15 protein-coding genes, 1 tRNA gene and 1 pseudogene are annotated in these 19,429 nt (G+C 48.9%); 5 read left to right on the forward strand and 12 right to left on the reverse strand.

From position 1 onward, the window contains the following. Positions 1-23: 23 nt before the first annotated feature. From IAE27_RS13150 to IAE27_RS13205, 12 genes and pseudogenes are all read right to left on the reverse strand, one after another. A complete protein-coding gene (locus IAE27_RS13150; RefSeq protein WP_200092504.1) occupies positions 24-1,382 on the reverse strand; it encodes a restriction endonuclease subunit S in 1,359 nt (452 codons plus the stop codon). After that, a complete protein-coding gene (locus IAE27_RS13155) occupies positions 1,379-3,001 on the reverse strand; it encodes an N-6 DNA methylase (protein WP_200092514.1) in 1,623 nt (540 codons plus the stop codon). The genes IAE27_RS13150 and IAE27_RS13155 overlap by 4 nt, the downstream gene beginning before the upstream one ends. Before the next feature lie 66 nt (positions 3,002-3,067). Next, entirely contained in the window at positions 3,068-6,589 is a 3,522-nt protein-coding gene (gene hsdR, locus IAE27_RS13160) for a type I restriction-modification system endonuclease (RefSeq protein ID WP_200092517.1), read from the reverse strand. A 438-nt stretch (positions 6,590-7,027) separates the two neighbouring features. Further along, positions 7,028-7,166, reverse strand: a pseudogene (locus tag IAE27_RS13165) (transcriptional regulator); the annotation flags it as partial. A gap of 190 nt (positions 7,167-7,356) precedes the next feature. Beyond that, positions 7,357-8,400, reverse strand: a complete 1,044-nt coding sequence (locus IAE27_RS13170) for a helicase RepA family protein (RefSeq protein ID WP_200092519.1) — start codon at positions 8,398-8,400, stop codon at positions 7,357-7,359. Between the two features lie 83 nt (positions 8,401-8,483). Then, complete coding sequence (locus IAE27_RS13175; RefSeq protein ID WP_071703921.1) at positions 8,484-8,669, reverse strand: helix-turn-helix transcriptional regulator; 186 nt, start codon at positions 8,667-8,669, stop codon at positions 8,484-8,486. Positions 8,670-8,691: 22 nt separating this feature from the next. Next, positions 8,692-9,960 (reverse strand): tyrosine-type recombinase/integrase, encoded by a 1,269-nt coding sequence (locus IAE27_RS13180; RefSeq protein ID WP_200092527.1) that lies wholly within the window; start codon positions 9,958-9,960, stop codon positions 8,692-8,694. 227 nt (positions 9,961-10,187) lie between these two features. Next, positions 10,188-11,090: a site-specific integrase gene (locus IAE27_RS13185; RefSeq protein WP_200092529.1), complete on the reverse strand. Its 903-nt coding sequence runs from the start codon at positions 11,088-11,090 to the stop codon at positions 10,188-10,190. Continuing rightward, on the reverse strand, positions 11,083-11,310 hold the full coding sequence (locus IAE27_RS13190) for a hypothetical protein (protein ID WP_071703920.1): 228 nt from the start codon (positions 11,308-11,310) through the stop codon (positions 11,083-11,085). The genes IAE27_RS13185 and IAE27_RS13190 overlap by 8 nt, the downstream gene beginning before the upstream one ends. Positions 11,311-12,181: 871 nt before the next feature. Beyond that, positions 12,182-12,820, reverse strand: coding sequence for a hypothetical protein (locus IAE27_RS29600; protein ID WP_227685265.1), 639 nt, complete (start codon positions 12,818-12,820; stop codon positions 12,182-12,184). 8 nt (positions 12,821-12,828) lie between these two features. Further along, positions 12,829-13,722 carry a DNA-processing protein DprA gene (locus IAE27_RS13200; RefSeq protein WP_200092531.1) on the reverse strand — a complete coding sequence of 298 codons (894 nt, stop codon included), beginning with the start codon at positions 13,720-13,722 and terminating at the stop codon, positions 12,829-12,831. 626 nt (positions 13,723-14,348) lie between these two features. Then, positions 14,349-14,433 (reverse strand) — tRNA-Leu (locus IAE27_RS13205). A 307-nt stretch (positions 14,434-14,740) separates the two neighbouring features. Between IAE27_RS13205 and IAE27_RS13210 the strand changes: the two genes are divergently transcribed. The 5 genes from IAE27_RS13210 to IAE27_RS13230 all read left to right on the forward strand — a co-directional run bounded on the left by IAE27_RS13210 (position 14,741) and on the right by IAE27_RS13230 (position 19,421). Next, the gene (locus tag IAE27_RS13210; RefSeq protein ID WP_154022578.1) at positions 14,741-15,754 is read left to right on the forward strand and encodes an HNH endonuclease domain-containing protein; all 1,014 of its coding nucleotides are present in this window, start codon (positions 14,741-14,743) and stop codon (positions 15,752-15,754) included. Further along, the gene (locus IAE27_RS13215) at positions 15,754-16,332 is read left to right on the forward strand and encodes a class I SAM-dependent methyltransferase (RefSeq protein ID WP_108704274.1); all 579 of its coding nucleotides are present in this window, start codon (positions 15,754-15,756) and stop codon (positions 16,330-16,332) included. Before IAE27_RS13210 ends, IAE27_RS13215 begins: the two co-directional genes overlap by 1 nt. Positions 16,333-16,461: 129 nt before the next feature. Further along, the gene (ahr, locus tag IAE27_RS13220; RefSeq protein WP_004108819.1) at positions 16,462-17,481 is read left to right on the forward strand and encodes an NADPH-dependent aldehyde reductase Ahr; all 1,020 of its coding nucleotides are present in this window, start codon (positions 16,462-16,464) and stop codon (positions 17,479-17,481) included. Between the two features lie 190 nt (positions 17,482-17,671). After that, positions 17,672-18,544 carry a carbohydrate ABC transporter permease gene (locus IAE27_RS13225; protein WP_142475451.1) on the forward strand — a complete coding sequence of 291 codons (873 nt, stop codon included), beginning with the start codon at positions 17,672-17,674 and terminating at the stop codon, positions 18,542-18,544. Then, complete coding sequence (locus tag IAE27_RS13230; RefSeq protein ID WP_004108826.1) at positions 18,534-19,421, forward strand: carbohydrate ABC transporter permease; 888 nt, start codon at positions 18,534-18,536, stop codon at positions 19,419-19,421. The genes IAE27_RS13225 and IAE27_RS13230 overlap by 11 nt, the downstream gene beginning before the upstream one ends. The last annotated feature ends 8 nt before the right edge of the window (positions 19,422-19,429 follow it).

Here is a 19,429-nt window from a genome sequence, read left to right on the forward strand (position 1 = left end):
CAGCCCACCAACGTGGGCTTATTTTAGTGAGAAGTCTTTTTAGCGCGTTTTTTTATCGTACCAGCCGCCAGTTTTTCAGCGGTGATTTTTTCCAGCAACGCTTCCGCACTATTAAGCCCGCTAATCAGCTCGGGATTTTCCTCGCGCCATTGGGCGGTTAATTCACCGCGGAAAGCTTTGGCTAGGATCGATTGAGTTAGATTATTTACTCGTGATAATGAATCAACAATCTCATTTTCAAGAGAGTTAATAAATGAAAGAATATTATCTACTTTATGAGCTATTTTTTCTTGCTCATCTAACGAAGGAAGATTTATATCTATAGATAAGATATGTTTAGAACCAACATTTCCTTGATTCACCCCCCCAGTTTCCCCTTTGAAAAACTCATTCCTGAATAATTCAGATCGGATAAACAAGTATAAAAAACTTGGTGAAACAATATTTTTCAATGGAATAAACCTACCGACCCGCTGGTTTATTACAAAATTATTGACAGAGTCCTTTATAAGACATGCAAATCCATAATCTTTTTTAAATCTCGTTCCAGTCATACTAATAAGTATGTCACCTTCATCAGGCACATAGGAATCATATTCATTAAATAAGTCTGAGCTTATATATGATGGCGAGTTTTGAAGAAATAAATACCCATCCCTAATATTTGCAAGCTTAATAACCTGATGAACCCCATCCTTAGAGAAACAATCACTTTTAAATGCATACCCATTTTGAAATCTGCATATATCAGACAATTTTACTTTAGAAAATGATTTATTTTCCGCCCCATAATTCAGCGCAGAACTCAACACCGACTGCCTAAATTTTTTCAAAATTTCAGGGATATTTTCCAGCCGGGTTTTAATACTCTCCACGCGAGCCAAAAGGTCATCGAGTTTATCAGCGATGATTTTTTGCTCAGCTAAAGGTGGTAGCGCGATCATATAAGACTGAACATCACTGGATTTTGCAGCAGGATATAATGCCCCCTGAACTGCTCCAGTGATTGATTCAATGAAATGCCGAGAACGAACAGTTGAAAAAATATAACGGCTTTCAATCATTATTGGTCTAATCACTTCAAAACCAGTAGATGCAATTTGCCCATCATATTTACCATCAACTAGCGCAACTGCATTCAAGTTCGGCCTCGTTAATGAAACGAGTACATCACCTGTTTTTAAGGATTTTCTCGCCCTACTGGGTGCATTTCCACCATTAATATGCTGTGGACTGTCAATTCTTTTAAGTTCTCTGTCGATACTGCCAATATCGATATAAATAAATTCTTCATTATCTCTTGGTACTCGCTGGGCACATTTAACAGAGATATCTTCTATCGTTGTCTCAGTCCAGCCTTCAGGCAATTCCCTTGTACTCATGCCTTTACCTCACCAAATACTTCATTCAGCAATTGGCGCTGCACATCCGCCTCTTCCCCTGCTCCTAACTCCCGCATCAACGCATCCAGCTCACCAATAGCCTGTACCAGTTCACTCATGGCTTCTCCGGCTAATACGGCGGGCTCTGGCAGGCTGGCAGCATCCACGCTGCTATTATCCCGTAGCCAGGAGATATCCAGTGAGTCGCCTTTGGTATCGCGGATCCACTCTCTGGTAAAGACTCGCCAGCGGCTGGTTGTGAGGCGCTCGGCCACATTGTTATTTTCAGCCGTATCAGGGGCCTCAATTTCTTCAGCGTTAAAGCTCCACTCTCCTTCTTGGCGCGGGCTGCTGCCGGTAGGCGAGTCACCGAAAACGCCTTCAAAAGGTTTTAAATGGTTTTCATTGAAAGGGGTACGCTTGCCAAAGCTTGGCATATTGGTACGCAGGTCATAGACCCAGATATTTTGCGTACAGTTTTCTTCCTGGTATTTATCCGCTTCAGTACCTTTGGTGAAAAACAGTACGTTAGTTTTCACGCCCTGGGCATAAAAAATCCCGGTAGGTAAGCGCAGGATGGTATGCAGATTACATTTATTCATCAGGTCCCGGCGCACATCAGTCCCGACCCCAGCCTCAAATAATACGTTATCTGGCAAGACCACGGCCGCGCGGCCACCCGGTTTTAGATTGCGGTAAATATGCTGCAAAAAGGCCAGCTGCTTATTACTGGTAGGATAGGTAAGGTCGTCCCGGGTAATACTGGCTTCGCCCCCTTTCGCGGTGCCAAAAGGCGGGTTAGCCAGAATAATATCGGCTTTCGCCAGAGACTGCCCGGCCATCCCTAAGGCATTACCTTGATGAACCACACCTTCATCATCCCCCTCCATACCGTGCAGCAGGCAGTTCATCAGCGCCAGACGGCGGGTTGAGGGCACCAGTTCAACACCGACAAAGGCTTTATTTTTCTGAAACTGATGCTCTTTGGCCGTTAAGTCATAGAGATCATCGGTGTGAGACTTAATATACTGGTCGGCAGCGATTAAAAAACCGGCGGTGCCTGCCGCTGGGTCTTGCACCACTTCCCCCGGCTGGGGTTTGATGCAGTTAACCATGCTATTAATCAGTACCCGCGGGGTAAAGTACTGCCCGGCCCCGGATTTGGTTTCACCGGCGTTCTTTTCCAGTAAACCTTCATATAAATCACCCAAGCCGTCTTTCTGGACACTAAACCAGTCGATTTGATCCAGAGAGCGGATCAGCTGTTCCAGATGGCGCGGTTCACGCAGGCGGGTTTGTGCATCGGCATAGATAGCGGTAATCAGCGGATCGGCATGCACCAGGTTGCCTTCCGCATCTTTACCGGTAGAGAGTTTCAGCAGAATTTGTTTGTAGTCATTCAGCAGGTTAATACCGGATTTCGCGTTTAAATCGGTCCAGCGACAGCCCTCTGGCAAGGTATGTTTATCCAGCGTTTCAGCTTCAGTGTTCTCATGCACCATCTTGATAAACAAAAGTAATACCAGCTCAGTGACATAGTCGCTGTAGTTAATGCCGTCATCACGCAGCACATCACACAGGTTCCAGAGTTTCTGGACGATTTCGTTATTATTGCTCATAGGTATTCCGAAGAAGGCCGGTAACCCGGCCTGTTTGCTGAAAAATTACGGGAAAGGGTAGCACGATCAGGCGGTTTTTGGAGCCCACAAGGTGTCGTTTATCTGCTCGAGAATACTGTCTAACTGGTCATCCAGTAACACATTGATTCTCTTCGCGCCACCGGCATCAGAAAAGCACTGATTCACGAAGTGCTTATCCAGCACCACTTCATGTACCAGCTGTTTAGCCAGACGCTCCAGCCACTTTTTCTGCACAGTGGTCCAGCGATGCTGGGAATAAATGCCATCCAGTGCCTGCTTAACGCGCTCTTCAAACGGCACCAGGGATTCCCCCAGGGCCGCCTGGCGAATATGGCCGATAATGGTGGCGGCAATATCCTGGTTGCTCTCCGTGCGAATAGCAGACCGCAGGCTAGCCTCACTGTAGCCCGCCTCATCCAGTAATAGGCGGATCTCTTTGAGCTGCTCTCGCGTCAGATCGCGCGGGCGATTTACCACCACCGATAAGGCTGCGGACTGGTTGAGGTTATTTTTAATAAACTCGGTAAAACTCTGCAGATAGTCTGCCGGTTTTTGATAGCGCCCGTAGTTTTGCTCTCTACTGATCAGCTCATCTTTGTGGTCAGAGATCACCGGGCGATATTCACTGCCCAGCAGTGCCCCCACATCTTCCAACTGCGTAATCAGATTGCGGTGCTGTTTCAGAAAGACTGAGGCTTGCTGAGGGCCAATTTTATGCAGATGCTGATGCAGGTTTTTCGGTTCCACGCCCCATAAGGCTTCCAGCTCGTTTAATTTTTCACGTACCTCCGGCTGCCTGTCGGCTTTGCTTTCGGCTTTACGTAGCACCCGCATCACTTTCTGGCTCAGCTGATTAAGCAAGCTATCTGCTTGTGTTTCCGTGGCGCTATCCCCCGGCGTGTTGAGGGCGGTGGCCAGTACATCATCATTGGCGAGCTCTTGCACAAGCTGTTCAATACTAACCCCGGCATTTTTGACCAGCGGTTTCATGGTGTTGACTTCTTCCAGCGTGGCATAGAGATCCACCGGATCGTGGATCCAGAATACGGTTTTCCCGATCTCATCGCAGCGCCGTGTCGCCCGGCCAATCATCTGTTCATAGAGGATGCGGGACTTCACACGCCGCAGGAACACCAGATGCGTGATAGGCGGGACATCAATCCCGGTGGTCAAAAGGTCAACCGTAATGGCAATACTCGGATAACGTTCATTTTTAAAGCATTTAATCAGCTTGCTCACCTGATCGCTTTTACCAGTGATTTTTTGTATCGCGGCCTGGTTAAAATCAGGGTGGACATTGGCCATGGCAGTATCCAGCAGACGTTTGACCATATCCGCATGGGCATCGGTAGCGCAGAAAATCAGCGTCTTTTCATTCCCGGCAGGATCGATCTCTTTCGCCAGCTCTTCACAAATCACCCGATTAAACTCTTCGGTAATTACCCGGCGGTTAAAGGCCTCAATATCAAAATCGAGTTCATCTTCCAGTTCACTGATATCCACTTCACCGGTTTCGGTATCAATCGCGCTGACCTCATCCCCTTTATCAAAGTGAATACCATGCTTACTGAGCAATGTGGTATAGCGAATCGGCGGCTCATAATCGATTAACCAATCATCTGCCACTGCTTCACGGTAAGAGTAGATATAAACTGGATATCCAAAAATCTCGCGAGTATGTTGCGCTGGTGTGGCCGTTAAGCCAATTTTTATCGCATCAAAGTAGTCCAGCACCCGACGATAGCTGGAAAGATACTGGGCATTATCGCGGATAGCCAGTTCGCCCTCGGTCATCTCCTGATCGAGGGTATATCCCCGGTGCGCCTCATCGATAATAATGCAGTCAAAGGTATCCACCGAGGGCGGATTACCTGAGCGATAGATACGGCTGACCATCGCCTGCACTGTGGCCACCTGAACACGAGTCTCCGCCTCGGCCGCCATATCACCGAGTTCAGCAATATTATAGATCTGCGATAAGGTCTGGTTCTGCTCTAACGAGGCCTCTTTGAAGGCATCCTGAGCCTGTTCACCCAAGGCTGAACGGTCAACCAGAAACAGAATACGTTTAAAGCGCTCGGCTTTTAAAAAGCGATAGATCAGGCCGATGATAGTCCGGGTTTTACCGGTGCCGGTGGCCATCGCCAGCAGCGCTTCTCGTGCCCCGTCTTCCAGAGCCGATTCCACAGCTTTAACCGCTTTTTCCTGATAATCACGTAAGCCAAGGTAGCCAAAAGGTTCATTATGCAGTTTGGCTTCAGCTTCGGCCCGGCTGCGATGGAGGCGGTCTATCAGCCCCTCAGGGGTAATAAAATTTTCTAACGAGTAGCGAGTATTATCCGGAGAGCGGACATCCCGGAACCAGGTCCCGGAAAACTCTGCCGACTGCTTAATATAGGGACGTCCATTGCAGGAGAATACAAAGGGGATCTGAAATACCTCTCCGGTACCGTCATCCCAGCCTGCCGTTAACCCCTCTTCCTTCCAGGCGGGCGTTAATGAGGCATCAAACTGAAAACCTTTGCTATAACGCTCAGCCTGAGGAATTTTCCCGGCGACATTTTCATTTTTCTTTTTCGCTTCAACTGTCGCTATAGGGATAAGCCCGCAGAATAAAACGTAATCGGCTCTACCACGCTCACCGTTCAAGGAGGTGGGCCATTCCGCAATGGCTTTATTAACCCCTTTTTCTGGGCGAGCACCTTTTTGGTAGGTCAGTTCCTGCGTATCGGCCAACCAACCCCACTCATTCAGCTGTTGGTCAATCAGAATACGCGTCAGCTCTTCGGTCATCACCTGCTTACGGGCTGAACTGGACTTACGATTAAACGCTTTACGCTGAGCGGTGACTGCCTGTTGCGCCTGTTGGGCAAGCTGTTCCTGAAGGGCCTTTAACTTAGCGTCATACTCTTTTTGCAAGCGCAGTAAATCTTGCTGATTGATTTCCAGCAGGGTTTGCTGTTCCCGCGCTTCTTGATCCATCGCCTCGGCCAGTTGGGCATACTCTTCTTTCTGCTGTTTGAGTAGCGCCTGTAGCTGTTCGCTGCTTTCCAGTTTTTGATTGGTGGCCAACAACGTCTGTTTTAGCTTTTCAATGGCAAGCTGGGACTGGGTTAACTGGGTACTGGGATCGTGAGGCGCAGTAAAGGGGCCGGGATTAAACCCGCTCCCTGTGTTTCCAAAGGTTTGATGAAACCAAATGGCTAAGGCACGGGCGATGCGTAATGCATCCATGGCTTCCCGGTGTTTGGTCTGGAACTGATGAGTAGCTTTATTCCCTTCGATACGTAAGGTATGAAACAGCTGGCGAATAGCAGGGTCGAGCTGTAGTTCTCTGTCCAGTCGATAAAGCAGTTCTTGTTGGCTGGGATTATCTTCCAGACCGATATTTAACCGCACAGCAATATTCTGGGCAAGAACTTCACCAAATTGCCGCAGTTTCATTAGCGTGGTGTTCGGGTCGCTGGCAAACACCTGCTCAGCCGTTGCGGTGATCTGCACAAACAGCGGGTCATATTCTTCCAGAAAAGCAAAGTTCGCTGATAAAGGGGGGACCGGGGTGGTCAACGTCAGGCTCCTCTCGCAATCACCCGTCACTTATTGCTGCCAAGCACCGGCTGAAAAGTTCGATTTTGGGAAATATCTCTCAAAATCATAGCGCTGTGCTGTTTTTAATCAAGGGATAAACCTTACTTAAGTATCAATATCGTAGGAAATAATACAAAAGGTGATCATTGCCCACTATATTTCCCGGCAGAGCCCCCGTTTTTATCGATAAACACGGCAAGACAAAGCCCTGTGAGTAGAAGTGAAAATCTTTGATTAACAATAAATTAAGTTTATTCCCCAGATTGTGCGCCTATAGGGAAAGAAAATGGGGAATCACATAGTGACGAGGTTGATTCCCCGTATAGTGCTTGATTCACTGCACGGGGAGAAAGAAACGACAGGAAGCGTATCACCTTAAGGGGTTGGCCTGAGACCATCGGCTAAGAGAAAAATGACTCAGATATGAAACGCGATGCGCTTCCCGGTGGTCCAGACTGAGCTTACCGCCCATCGCTTCAATATAGTGTTTCACTATGGCAAATTTCAGGTCATTACCCCGCTGCTCCAGCTGGGTGATCGCTGACTGGCTAGCGGCGCATGCGGCGCAAATCTAATAAGCAAAACGCCTCACGGCAGGGCAATTTATTGTCCGGTCGTGAGGGGTTGGCCAACGAATGCAATGAGGCGGCAGGAAAAAACCTCTATCTCACGAAAAGCTGATATATCTTACATCTCAACTGCCCGAGAAAAGATACTCATGTTAGAAACATATATGATAAAATTTACTATCCTACGGGTAGTAGTTCTTCATCAATTTCTATCAACATCCCATCATCAATAAATTTTTTCACCCATCGATCATAGTGCTTAATCTCAATCCCCCGTTGCTTCAAATCATCACGAAGCATTTTTTTAGTACATACACCACCATTTGAAAAATTATTATTAATAATCTCCCATACAGCTTTATGGTTATCAGTCAGATTTGAAACATTTGACAATTCAGGGTATAGGTTTATTGACTTTGCCGCATAATCAATTACCGCCAGAGAAGAAATCCTTTCACCATCATTATCTATAAATAACTCTGATTCATGCAGTTTATAAGCATGGCATTTTGGTTCTTCAGCATCTTTCATTTTGGTACAGGACAAAATTAGCGATTGATTTTCTTTGTCTTTTTTAACATTAAATTCAGCATCCAGTGCTGCTTTTAATGAACTTGAACCTCTGGCGCCTTTCGTTTCATCTTTACCAGAATGATGCACAAGAAGGACACTGGCTGATGTTTCATTTTTTATAGCATCACATCCAACAATCAATCGTCCCATATCTTGCGAGTTATTTTCATCCAAATTGCCATAGCAACGTGCTAGCGTATCAAAAATAATCAATCTGACAGGTAATCGGCATTTACCTTCAACGTATTTTATTCCATTAAGTAAATCACGCCGCTCTGAGAGATCGGCAGGAAACACCGGCCGATTGACTAACATGAGGTTACTGACTTTTTTATTGTATATGTTTTCCCAGGCTTTTACTCTTCGACTGACACCGATCCCGCCTTCACCGACGATATAAATCACTACGCCAGGATTAACTCTATTACCAGACCACTCAATACCGGTTGCAATATGACACGCCCAAGATATAGCAAGGAAGCTTTTATAAGATCCACTAGGCCCGTAAATACTACATAAAGAATTTTCTGTTATATAGTTTTTCATTACATAGCTATTTTGTTTATCATAGCCATCCGATCCCACACTGATTGGTAGTTTGTGAATTACGTGCTCATGCCTGCTTCTGTTCTTTTTTACCTGACTCATTTTTGATACCCATATAAAAGCAGATTATATTCTGGCAATAGTTACCCACTGCCAGAAATGACAGTTATTTTTTGGAAATTAAATTATCTTAAAGAGGCTGTTATCTTATTTTGAATCCAGTCATTAACCTCACTCTCAATAAAAGCGACTTTCCTTGCTCCTATTTTTATTTTTCTTGGGAATAAACCCAGCTTAATCAATTCGTAAATACGCGGCCTTGAATAACCAGTTCTATTAATAACTTCATCAAACGTCAATAACTTATCCATGATTTACCTCTCTATAAATAAACTACTTGTTAGTTTCAAAAGAGTATGGGTGGTGATAGTCATGGCTGATTTTTTCTAGATAATCAGACCACCACTGCATCATCCTTCTTCTTTCCGGAATAAGCTCAGCTTTATGGATATAAGCCGCACGAACATTATTTCTTTCCTGATGACTCATCTGCCGTTCAATTGCATCCCGACTCCATTTTCCTGACTCAATAAGTGCGCTACAAGCCATAGTCCGGAATCCATGAGAGCAGACTTCTTTTTTGGTGTTATACCCCATCGTTTGTAATGCATGGTTAATTGTATTTTCACTCATCGGTTTTTTCGGAAAATGATCACTAGTAAAAACGAATAGTCGGTTACCAGTAATTTCTTTAATACCTTTAAGGAATGTAAGGGCCTGATCGCTTAATGGTACTATATGAGGTGTTTTCATTTTCGAACCACGATAAGAAAATTTCACATCGGGTATTTTCTCCCTAATCGAGGGAATAGTCCATATGGCATTTTCCAGATCAAACTCATCCCAGCGAGAAAACCGCATTTCACTCGATCTGACAAAAGTATGCAGCAGGAATTGAATTGTCAGTTTCGTCAACTCCCTACCCTTATATTCATCAATTCGCTTCAGTAACTCGGGAATCTGTTCTAACTCTAAAGCCGGGCGATGGACTGAATTTTTCTTAATTAATGCGCCAGATTTATGGGCAATTGGATTAAATTCTAATAATCCATTATCGACCGCCAGCGTCATAATAGAATTAATACGCTGATAAATACGCGAGGCTAATTCTAAACGCCCTGATGTCTGAATGACTTTCACGGGATGTAATAGCTCCTGCGCATTAAGGGATTTAATACTGCTTTCACCTAAGTGAGGAAAAACCTCATCCATCAGGGATTTCAAAATACGCCGACCATGCTCTGGTGACCACTGCCTATTACTATCGTGCCACTGCATGGCCACTTCTCGGAAGGTTAATATATTTTCCTGGCCCTTTATTCCGCGAGGATCAATTCCTCTTGCAATATTGGTTTTATACTCTTCTCGCTTTTCACGCGCCAGAGCTAGGGGAATATACTTATACTCACCAAATGAGGTCAAACGATCTTCACCTTGAAAGCGATAACGTAGCCTCCAATAAGCGCTGCCGCTGGATTTGATTAGTAGATATAATCCTCCACCATCGGACAAGCGAATTTCCTTTTCGATACTCTCTCCAGCAAATTTTTTAGCGTTTATTTCTCTGAGCTGTTTTTTTATAAATGCATCTGTCAGCAACATTATTAATTCTCCGATTGTATTTTTAGATATCACAGGATCTGTTAACAACTGACCACATATCCAAGCTACTACGAGTGTTGTTAGGGCCGAATAGCACTTTTAAAAAATAAATCAGAAAATGTTGATTAATTAAATTATTTAGATATTTAATTCAAAAAACCAATATTTTACAGAATATAAAACAACCAAAACAACTAAAACAATGAAAAAAAAGAGTTAAATTCTTTTCATCTCAGGTATATTTTTGTGATTTCTGCCCTAAAATGGCCCAATTCCTGACTCACCACTTCCAGTGACTCGTCATAGGAACATCCATAATCCTGTAGCTCCGCCATGCGCTCCTGGGCATAGCTGTGCCGCGTTCCATGACTCCCTGCTGACCATCCTAATGCTCTGGTGCTGGCATTGCTGAATGCTCTACTCCAAGTCTGGCCCGCAGAGATCGCATAGAATTGCTGATAATGAATACCTCGGTCCGTCACTGTTACCGGTTCTGCTAATCTCCTGCTCTCCAATATTTCTGCTAATTCGACTGCCAATTTGATCTCGCGGACTAATCCACCTTTTCCCTGCACTGTGTATGATGTGCCGACCCGCCCCATAAATTTCTTACCTGAAGCAGGTCTAGGGCTGGGTTCGCGAGACCTCAATTCCCGCAGAGAAAATAGCTCGTGACTGCGTAGCCCTGCGTTATAGGCGATACGTGTTGCTAAGCGGTTTTTGTCAGACAGGTGGGATGCAATGATTTCAATCTGTTCTGGTGTATAAGACCTGGATGATAACGACTGTTCTTGCAGAGAACGGACGACTACCAATTTTTGGCCATCGGATAAAACTTGAGTCAGGTGTATCATCATCGCCTGTAAGGCCTGACGCTCCAAATCCAGGCTTTTTTGCCCCACATCAGCAGCCCGAATATCGAAATAGCGGCTCGCCATTTCAGGCGTGATGTCCTGTAGGTTCACTCCACCATTTATTCTGAAATAGAGAGCAATACGTGTGAGTGCGGACTGATAATTTCTGACTGTACCGACAGACTGGAAAATATGCCCCTGCATATATTTCATTACGTTAGCAGCCTGACGTTTTGCAATTTCACGGTCCGGTTTTTTAGCTGAAAATCTAGTCATTATTTTTCTCCAGCCAGCGTGTAACTGTCGTTAAAACGACACAAATTCGTTTTTGTCTCAACCAACGCTGAATTTCAGCGGCAGAAGCGCCGTGATGTTTTAATGCAAGAATCTCTACCCGAAATCTGTCCAGACGCGATTGGTTACGCCGGTAAGGCCGCTTCCTGCGCAACCGGGTTTCCTGCCGCAATTTCATCACTGTCGTTTTTGCATCAAACATGTAGATTCCTGCTAACACTGGGTTGTAAGAACATCTGACCTATAATGCTTTAGCCAGCGACCACCATAGATATGATCATCTATAGCGCCTATTCGCCCCGGTTTGCCTGATTCAGACGGGCTCGGACTGGTCTCGCCCTAAAATGTATAATTGTGAAGTTTTATCGCAGGAATGAATCCCTATCAGATTTGGGGTCTGCGTTAGATTTAATAGATTTAAGAAAATGCTTATAAAACATCATTATATTGAAAAATTGGTACAATGAGGGTGCATCTTCATAGATTTGATAGAGTTAAGGCATGTATTCGTAACTGACTGAAAAGTTAGAAATGCCATAGATTTGATACCTGTTTTGGCCAGGTTTTGCCGTTACAGCGAAGTTATTTGTCTGTTGTCGGCCAGACTTTGCCATCAAAAGTTAATGTTGTCAGTATTAGCCCTGACAGCTCTCGTGAGCGGCTTGCATGCTTTATAAGTTAGTAAAAAATAATAACAAAATCAACGTTGCATCAATTAAGTTGCGCATTTTTCCTTCTAACCCTTGCCCCTCAAGGCCTTCAGGCCTTTTCTTTATATAACGCATAGCGTCATAGGGGGTAAAAACCTTGATAGAGTGAGCCTTCAGACGTATGAAATTTTTTTCATCGGCGACCTATAACACCATGATGTTGAATGGCAGCGATTTGAGGCTCATTTGCATGTTGAATGACTGTCATTTGGAAGTCATTTGAAGGTTATCTGAGCCTTTGTCAAAGAGGTGGGGGACTGCTTTGAGCGAAGCGGAAGTTCGTAATTGCTCACTCAATGGATGCCGTGAACTAATCAATGGAGAACAGAGCAGAGTGTCTTCACAAGTATTAAATGGGGATATTTAGTCTTCAAGATCAAATAGGCTTGTTACATCTGCCTCGCGTGCAGTTCGCGCCACGAATAGACCTAGAATGCTTGCACCAGGTAAGTGTCGGCGTAGAAATTGTTTCATCGCTTTAAAATGGCTGCCAGCAGTAAGAACATCATCAAAAATGATAATGTTACCTCTGATCCCTGCAAGCAGACTGGAATCAAGGCTATAGTTTCCCATGATTTCATCGGGTGTCGGGCGGTTTGCTGTTGAAGCATGGGAAGCAACCGTTGACTGATTCTGCAGTACCAGCTCTCTGAAATCCAGAGACGAGTTCATAGCCTGAGCCGTACGAAGAATGGCCGTCATCCTGTCATCATAAGCTGCGTCAGTCCGGCATTTGGAAGGTGGTACGGGGACAAACGTATAATCACTAATATTACCAATTGTGTGGGTGATCATTTGTGCAACGCGATTAATTGCAACCCCTTTATAGTGGTAGTCCTGCAACCCGCGACGCTCGTTACCCTTCTTGAGGTTCATGATCAGCTGATTGGTTTCGCTGTAGGCTGCGCGTTGTCTGGCGGTATATTCGCCGAAAAAATAGCATAAGTCACCAGCATCAAGGTGATAGTGCTGCCCCCGGATCAACTCATCAATCTGCGTCAACCTGAATGTCATCCGAGATTTTTCCTAATGTCTTCGTAATCCTTCACCCGTATAGCACCCAGTGCCTCAAACTTCGCGGGCCACGTAATGGACGGGTTATGGAAACAGGATTCCAGGATGAATAGCATACGGCCCTGAGCCAGCGCTGCACGAGCCTGAGTCAGCGTACCTGACGTTTCTGAGGCTTCAATGATGATCGTGGCCTCTGTCAGCGCAGACATGGTGATATTTCTCTCCGGGAAGAAAATCCGATTACTGCGGTAATCCTGATCCAGATAACGCTGGAATGGCACCTGGCTGATAAGTAGATAATCATCACGAATTTTGCGCTGCAACTCGCTATTCTGCTTCGGATAATTGTGAGAAAGCGGTGTACCGATAACGGCAATGGTCTTTCCGCCAAGCGTCAGTGCGGTCCGATGGGCGTTAGTATCCACACCCTCAGCAAGCCCTGAGACAATGGTAAAGTCATCTTCCACCAGACACTTCACCAGTCGACGGGTACGGCGAGCGCCTTCTTCCGATACTTTTCTTGAACCGACAACAGCGACTGACCGGGTGTTTACCAGATCCCACCACCCCTGATAGTAGAGGACTTCGATCGGGTGATGAGCGTCTCTTAGCTTCTCTGGATATTCGCTAGCACCATGAATCCGGATACCGATATTCTCGAGAGAGTAGCGTGACATGATTTCTTTCAGTCTGGTCTTGAAGGCTGCAATCGTGCTATCAGAGACTAAATCAGAAGGAACCGCGCCTTGCGGAGCCTGACGGAACTTATCGGCGATAGTTTTGAAGGTCGCCCCTTTCTCGGTCCACAGCGCTTCGTACGCCGCCATCTCCTCAAAAGGGGAAATCGCACGTTCGAAAGGGTTCTGGCTGCCGAAATCAAGTTGTGACATAGGTTCTCAGGTAATTAGTCGTTGAAGATCTGAACACCTTTAGTTTACCCGCTTTATCCTGGCTGTAAACCATCAGCAGGATTGTATGGGGCCTTTCAGCTTCAGGAGCATACGCATGCCCTATACCAGATTAATTCTGTTGGTCAGCAATACAGTCGTCAATGACCATTATCATTTTGTCGATTACATAGCCGGTGCTGCTGTGGTTAGCTCATGCTCACTCAGGAAGTTCATATTCTAGCTATTGGTTTTGGTGTATTTCAGGTCTATGTGTAAATAACGTCCGCTTATGGCTGTACGTTCACCGGGTCGATGCAACGCTACCCATAATCACTAGTGCACCGAAGTGGTTTACCAAACAGGTGTCATACATGCTCTTGAACTATCGGTAGTACCAATTATCACTACTCGGGCCTTTGCAACCCCAAAGCGTCAGAGGTCGTTTTTTAATCAAAACTGTATACTGCCTTAAATCGAACTTGGGATATACACATTTATATCCCGCTTTATGCGATATACCCGCAGATACCATCAGATACGAAGAGAATGAAAAATGAGCAAAAAAGAAGTAATTCACTGATTTTAGACATAAAAAAAGCCACCCTGAGGTGACTTAATTTCGCATATGGTGCCGAAGGCCGGACTCGAACCGGCACGTATTTCTACGGTTGATTTTGAATCAACTGCGTCTACCGATTTCGCCACTCCGGCACGGAAAGGATACGGAAAACGTTCTGGATTATACCTGTCACTGGCTGCTGCGCAAGCGGCAGAGTGCGATTGCCGCGCTAAGTGTTGAAAAAAACAGCGCAAGCCGCATTTCGGTCAACATTCAATACGTTCCGCAAGTAAACCTCTCGTTCTCACCTTTCCCACTCGCGGTTTCCTCTTTCTCCGAGTCTGCTCGCAAAATCCTGCAAACGGCTCAATTCGGTTTACATTTTCGGCAATTTGTTATCAGATCCTGTTATTAGTACGCGTAATAACGCCGGTACTTTCCCAAAACAGGATTTCCGCAATGCGCTTCTATCAGATCGAACCAACGCTGGAGAACTACTGGCGCGGCATTATTCTTTTTGGCAAAAACGTCGCCTCCTATAAGTTTGCGCTGGCGCATGCGCTGTACGATATCCGCCACGATGGTAGCGATCTGATACGCCTCGAGGAGCTGGCGGTGCCGTTCAGCCGGCATCTGTGTCGCCATCTTGAGCACGCCCCCAAACAGATCACGTCGCCAAAAAGCCAGTTTCTCAGCGCTTGCAGCCGCTTCAATCGCCAGGAGATAACCCAGGATCAGCTCATCGCGGCAACGGTCAAGCTCGGCTTTAGCGTGGTGCTGGATAAATTTCATAACGTGAACCAGGGCGAAATCGCCAGGCGCTTTTTTATCGACGAGCGTAAAACGCATCAGGGCATCCGCCTGACCGACGACTTTTATTCTCTGACGGAGCGCCAGCAGTACCAGAACCTGATCCACGAAACGGACGCCCGCTGGCGTCTGGTGGAGCAGGCGTGGGCGATGAATATCGCCAGCAACCTGATCGCCGTGGAATATGATGCCGCCGAACAGCAGCTCTTTAGCACCCTGAATACCCGACGGGTTGCCATCTCCAGCTGTCGCGACAGCCTGAACGGCTACCAAAAAGGCCGCTGCTTTTACTGCTATGCGCCGATTAGTCTCGAAAGTGGGGATGAGAACCTGGCCGACGTTGACCACTTTATCCCGTGGGCGGCGCGCGGCGAGGTGGCGAATATCAACGGCGTCTGGAACCTGGTTCTCGCCTGCAAGAGCTGCAACCGCGGGGAGAAAGGCAAGTTTATGCGGGTACCGTCGGCAAAATTGCTGCGCCGCCTGCGCGACAGAAACGAATATTTTATTACCAGCCACCTTCCCTTGCGTGAAACCTTAATCCGTCAGACCGGCAACACGACCGCCCGCCGCGATGACTTCCTCGCCAAAATCTGGAACACTGCGCGCATTACGCTCCTTCATGAATGGGAACCTCAGGCCGCCGGAACGGATATATTCTGATGACAATTAACTACTACCAGCAGAACGCTGACAGCTTTGTGGCTTCAACCGTCGCTGTCGATATGACCTCTCTGTACGCGCCTTTTATCGGGGCGATTGAACCGAACGGGCTGATCCTCGATGCGGGGTGTGGCTCCGGACGCGATGCCAAAGCCTTTGCCGATATGGGCTACCGGGTCGAGGCGTTTGACGCCTCACCGGCCATGGTCGAGCGGGCTGCGCAACACAGCGGACTGGCCGTGCGTCAGGCGACTTTTCAAAGTATCAGCGAAAGCGCACGATATGACGGCATCTGGTGCTGCGCTTCGCTGCTGCACGTTCCCGCCGCTGAGCTGCCGGGAGTGATGCACAAACTGGCTACGGCCCTCAAACCCGGCGGTGTCTGGTACGTCTCATTTAAATACGGTTCAGGCGAGCGAGAAAAAGAGGGGCGGCGGTTTACCGATCTCGATGAAGCAGGGCTGACGACGCTGGTCGAACCGCTGGCGGATATCCGTCTCGCCAACATGTGGCAGACGGTGGATAAGCGCCCGGAGCGGAGCGAAATCTGGCTCAACGCGCTGTTGCTCAAAAGCTGAACTATCGCGATGGCTTCTCTCTCGCGGAGAAGCCGGCTTGCGTAAGCTTCCCCCCTCCTTCTGCCAAGCGTCCCCTCGCCCCATGCTCTACACTTCCTTCTTAACTACGCCAAACCCAAGGAAACTGTCATGAGCACTATTAAAAGTTACGCCGCCAAAGAAGCGGGCGCCGATCTGTCGCTGTGGGAGTACGATGCCGGCGACCTTAAGCCGGAAGATGTCGAAGTGCAGGTGGAGTACTGCGGGATCTGCCACTCCGACCTGTCGATGATCGACAATGAATGGGGCATGTCGAGCTATCCGCTGGTGGCCGGTCACGAAGTGATTGGCCGGGTGGCGGCCCTGGGCAGCGCGGCGCAGGATAAGGGGCTGAAGGTTGGCCAGAAGGTCGGCATTGGCTGGACGGCGCGCAGCTGCGGCCACTGCGACGCCTGTATCAGCGGCAACCACGTGAACTGTCTGGAAGGCTCGGTGCCCACCATCATCAACCGCGGCGGCTTCGCCGATAAGCTGCGCGCCGACTGGCAATGGGTGATCCCGCTGCCGGAAAACGTCGATCTTGAATCCGCCGGGCCGATGCTCTGCGGCGGCATCACGGTCTTCAAACCGCTGCTGATGCATCATGTCACGGCGAACAGCCGCGTCGGCGTCATCGGCATTGGCGGCCTCGGCCATATCGCCATCAAGCTGCTGCACGCGATGGGCGCGGAAGTCACCGCCTTTAGCTCTAACCCGGCGAAAGAGCAGGAAGTACTGGCAATGGGCGCCGATCGCGTGGTGAACAGCCGCGATCCCGAAGCCTTAAAGGCACTGGCCGGCCAGTTCGACCTGATTATCAACACCGTCGCCGTCGACCTCGACTGGCAGCCGTACTTTGAAGCGCTGGCGTACGGCGGCAACTTCCACACCGTCGGGGCAGTGATGAAGCCGTTCCCGGTCCCCGCTTTTACCCTGATTGGCGGCGACCGCAGCATCTCCGGCTCGGCCACCGGCAACCCGTCCGAGCTGCGCAAGCTGATGAAATTCGCCGGACGCAGCAAAGTCGCGCCGACCACCGAGCTGTTCCCGATGTCGCAGATCAACGAGGCGCTGAAGCACGTTCGCGAGGGCAAGGCCCGCTACCGCGTGGTGCTGAAAGCCGACTTCTGATCGTTCCTCGTCATGCTTCAGGCCGCAGCCGCGCGGCCTGAACGCCACTGACCGGGGTGATGCCGGGCGGCCCGTCTGCCCGGCGCTTGTTTCCCTGGTCATTAAACCGTCATCTCCCCGCCATACGTTTGCAGTCAATCCTTCTCACAATCCGGGCTTCTACAAACGCCTGAATGAGACGTCCGCCACCATGAGAAAAACCTGGCTTCCCTGGCTGATACTGTCGCCTTCCCTGCTGTTTTTATTACTGTTTACCTGGTTTCCCCTCGGGCGATCGATTTATGACAGCCTGTTCGATACCCGCATGGTCAGCGACGGCGGCCAGTATGTCGGGCTGGAGAACTTTAGTCGTCTGTTCGCCGACAACGTCTTCTGGCAGTCGCTGGTGAATAACCTGCTTTATATCCTGCTGACGGTGGTACCGGGCGTGACCCTCGCCCTGCTGCTGGCGGTCGCCCTGACCGAGAATCACCGCGTCAACCGCTGGCTGCGCACCGCCTTCTTCTTCCCGATGATTATCCCGATGGTCAGCGCCGCCGCGCTGTGGCTGTTTATCTTTATGCCCGGCCTTGGCCTGCTCGACCACTATCTGGCGAAGCTGTTTGGCCCGATGAACAACAACTGGCTGGGGCGCAGCAATAGCGCGCTGCTGGCGCTGGCGCTGATTGGCGTGTGGAAGTTCGCCGGTTATTACATGCTGTTTTTCCTCGCCGGGCTGCAAAGCATTCCGTCCTCCACGCGCGAAGCGGCGATCATGGAAGGCGCCACCCGCACGCAGGTGTTCTTTAAGGTCACGCTGCCGCTGCTGCGCCCGACCCTGAGCTTCGTGATAACCACGGCGCTGATCTACTCCATCACCCAGATCGACCACGTGGCAGTGATGACCCGCGGCGGGCCGGATAACGCCACGACAGTGCTGCTCTACTACATCCAGAACCTCGCCTGGGACACCCATGATTTAGGTAAAGCTTCCGCCGCCACCTTCCTGACGCTGGCCGGGCTGTTTGCCTTCTCGCTGATTAACCTCAAACTGCTGGAGAAAGGAGCGCACTATGAGCGCTGAAATCTCGCCGCTGGCGCTGCGATCGCACAGCGCATCGCGCCCGCTCTGGCTGCGCCTGCGCCGCTCGCAGCCCTTTACGCTCACGGTATTAATGTGCTGCCTGGCGCTGCTGTGGATGAGCCCGTTTTTATGGATGCTGGCGACCTCGTTCAGCGCCACGACCTTCGGCGAGGATATGGCCTCGCTGCTGCCCCGTATGCCGCTGACGCTGGATAACTTCCGCGATGCCTGGGCCAGCGCCGACTGGCTGAGCCTCTACGCCAACACCCTTATCTTCACCTTCGGCACCTTCTTCGTGCAGCTGTTGACCATCACTACCGCCGGCTACGTCTTCGCCTGCCACGAGTTTCGCGGCAAGAAGACGCTGTTCCTGATGTTCCTCGTCCAGCTGATGATCATGCCGGTGGTGATGATGGTGCCGAACATGCTGACCCTGAAAACCTTCGGCCTGCTCAACACCCTCACCGGGGTGATGATGCCCTACTTCACCTCGGCGTTCGGCGTGTTCCTGATGCGTCAGGCGTTTCTGGCCATACCCAAAGAGCTGGAAGAGGCGGCGCTGATGGAGGGCTGTCGCTGGTGGCAGGTGCTGTTCCGCGTGCTGCTGCCGATGTCCTGGCCGTCGGTGCTGGCCTTCGCCACCGTCAGCATTACCTACCACTGGAACGAGTATCTGTGGCCGCTGATGATGCTGAACGACCCGGACAAACAGGTGCTGACCGTGGGGCTGGTCTCGTTCGCCATGGGCGCCGAATCCGGCGGTCAGTGGGGCATCATCGGCGCCGGCACGCTGATGGTCTGCCTGCCGCTGATGCTGGCGTTTATCCTCTTCCAGAAACAGTTCCTGCGAAGCTTCGGCTTCTCCGGGATCAAATAAGGAGCTCT

The sequence above is a fragment of the Klebsiella sp. S69 genome, assembly GCF_016516145.1.
Lineage (GTDB): Bacteria > Pseudomonadota > Gammaproteobacteria > Enterobacterales > Enterobacteriaceae > Klebsiella > Klebsiella oxytoca.

Bases quoted from the DNA above. Each gene is read 5' to 3' on its own strand.
- IAE27_RS13215 (WP_108704274.1), top strand. From the start codon at position 15,754: ATGACAATTAACTACTACCAGCAGAACGCTGACAGCTTTGTGGCTTCA.
- IAE27_RS13170 (WP_200092519.1), bottom strand. From the start codon at position 8,400: ATGAGTCAGGTAAAAAAGAACAGAAGCAGGCATGAGCACGTAATTCAC.
- IAE27_RS13150 (WP_200092504.1), bottom strand. From the start codon at position 1,382: ATGAGTACAAGGGAATTGCCTGAAGGCTGGACTGAGACAACGATAGAA.
- IAE27_RS13190 (WP_071703920.1), bottom strand. From the start codon at position 11,310: ATGTTTGATGCAAAAACGACAGTGATGAAATTGCGGCAGGAAACCCGG.
- IAE27_RS13155 (WP_200092514.1), bottom strand. From the start codon at position 3,001: ATGAGCAATAATAACGAAATCGTCCAGAAACTCTGGAACCTGTGTGAT.
- IAE27_RS13175 (WP_071703921.1), bottom strand. From the start codon at position 8,669: ATGGATAAGTTATTGACGTTTGATGAAGTTATTAATAGAACTGGTTAT.
- IAE27_RS13230 (WP_004108826.1), top strand. From the start codon at position 18,534: ATGAGCGCTGAAATCTCGCCGCTGGCGCTGCGATCGCACAGCGCATCG.
- IAE27_RS13180 (WP_200092527.1), bottom strand. From the start codon at position 9,960: ATGTTGCTGACAGATGCATTTATAAAAAAACAGCTCAGAGAAATAAAC.
- IAE27_RS13185 (WP_200092529.1), bottom strand. From the start codon at position 11,090: ATGACTAGATTTTCAGCTAAAAAACCGGACCGTGAAATTGCAAAACGT.
- IAE27_RS13200 (WP_200092531.1), bottom strand. From the start codon at position 13,722: ATGTCACAACTTGATTTCGGCAGCCAGAACCCTTTCGAACGTGCGATT.
- ahr (WP_004108819.1), top strand. From the start codon at position 16,462: ATGAGCACTATTAAAAGTTACGCCGCCAAAGAAGCGGGCGCCGATCTG.
- IAE27_RS13225 (WP_142475451.1), top strand. From the start codon at position 17,672: ATGAGAAAAACCTGGCTTCCCTGGCTGATACTGTCGCCTTCCCTGCTG.
- IAE27_RS13210 (WP_154022578.1), top strand. From the start codon at position 14,741: ATGCGCTTCTATCAGATCGAACCAACGCTGGAGAACTACTGGCGCGGC.